General features: G+C 55.3%; 3 protein-coding genes. 1 reads left to right on the forward strand and 2 read right to left on the reverse strand.

The annotated features are described in order from the left end of the window. Together J07HQW2_RS01790 and J07HQW2_RS01795 are read right to left on the reverse strand one after the other, a co-directional pair. A partial coding sequence (locus tag J07HQW2_RS01790) for a hypothetical protein (protein WP_021053507.1) occupies positions 1 to 290 on the reverse strand: 290 nt, incomplete at its 3' end. A 50-nt stretch (positions 291 to 340) separates the two neighbouring features. Beyond that, positions 341 to 808, reverse strand: coding sequence for a hypothetical protein (locus J07HQW2_RS01795; protein WP_021053508.1), 468 nt, complete (start codon positions 806 to 808; stop codon positions 341 to 343). Positions 809 to 888: 80 nt separating this feature from the next. Between J07HQW2_RS01795 and J07HQW2_RS01800 the strand changes: the two genes are divergently transcribed. Further along, complete coding sequence (locus J07HQW2_RS01800) at positions 889 to 1,131, forward strand: hypothetical protein (protein ID WP_048075078.1); 243 nt, start codon at positions 889 to 891, stop codon at positions 1,129 to 1,131. The last annotated feature ends 161 nt before the right edge of the window (positions 1,132 to 1,292 follow it).

Genomic DNA, 1,292 nt, shown 5'->3' on the forward strand with positions numbered 1-1,292 from the left:
TCTCGACCCAGCACGTGCACGAGGAGTTCATTGTAGCGATCAACTTTCGCTTGAACAGCGACCGTACGTGAGACGCCGGCGGCGAGTTGCGGACGGATGTCGAAGTACAGGAAGGCGAGTACCTCGTCGCCTGGTCCCGGAACGGAGGGGATGTGGACGACGTCATCGAGGGTGCTGAAGTTCTTGAAATGTGCTCTCTTGTACTCGGTAGCCATTGTCCCACCTTTCCGGTCGAAAACGAAGATGGGACCGTCAAACGACTCGTAGGCTGACAGCGCATCGTTGATCATCGTCGTTGTCTTCTCCGCACCAGTTGTCGCCGCGCGTAGGATGTGGTGTGTCAGTTGTCCCGCATCGAGATGGATTGAATATCTGATCGGCTGTCGACCGCAGTCTCAGCATATCCAATGTGCATCCCGGAGTCATACTGCGAGAGCAGGTCCTCATCTGTCGTTGTGAGTGGTGAGCGAGCGTCGGGTGATCCCCCTGATGATCCTCGTGAGGCTCGTGGAAGGGCGTCTGTATGCGGGACAACGGCGAAGTTCGCGAGTTCGTCGGGAGACACACAGATGCACGGGTCGCCTTTGCTAAAGCGTCCGGAGAAGCCGTTGGTGCTAATCTGTCGTGTGTGGCACAACCGGGTGAACTTCTTATGATTGACCCCGAGGATCTCGCCCTCAATTCCATAGTACGGTCCTGAAAGAGACGTGAAGGCGTTCGAGATGCTTTGGACAGTCTGGTCATTACAGGCAGCCTGGTGTGTGAGGTCAAACGTTGTCGTCGGTTGTCTGCGGTCGATCTGCTCCATCCGCGATCCCGTAATCTCGTAATCTTGTCATCCTCGCCGGTGCTGACAGACCCTCTGACCTGCTCAGAGATGTCTCCACGGTGGATATTCTGGCGCTCCTGATCGGATGTTACGAACGCCTGCCGGAACAGCTCGTTTTTGAACGCAGAGAGTGTTCCATGATTGCCCATTTTGAGGTTCTGTTTGTGGGTTTCAGCCTCGCTGGTCCAGTCAGCCCGGGGCTTGGAGATAGTCTGGAATATGAACGGGTCGTCGGTGTGGACAGCTTGCTCAAGAAGCACGCTGAGTGGCGAACGATATTGATCATCGCTGTCGATGGATAAATTGCTGAACGGTCAAAGTAGCGTCATCCAGTCGTCTTTTTTCGAGGCGATGCCCTTCCAGCGAACGACCAAGGGACGATTTTCCTTATGAACCTCCTCGAGACGGAGCGGAACGCCTTCGCTATTAAGCTGCTTCTTCAGCCTTCTTCGGACGAGGGTTC

It is taken from the genome of Haloquadratum walsbyi J07HQW2, from assembly GCF_000415985.1.
Lineage (GTDB): Archaea > Halobacteriota > Halobacteria > Halobacteriales > Haloferacaceae > Haloquadratum > Haloquadratum walsbyi_B.

Coding starts and splice junctions, on each gene's coding strand:
- J07HQW2_RS01795 (WP_021053508.1), bottom strand. CDS start 808: ATGGAGCAGATCGACCGCAGACAACCGACGACAACGTTTGACCTCACA.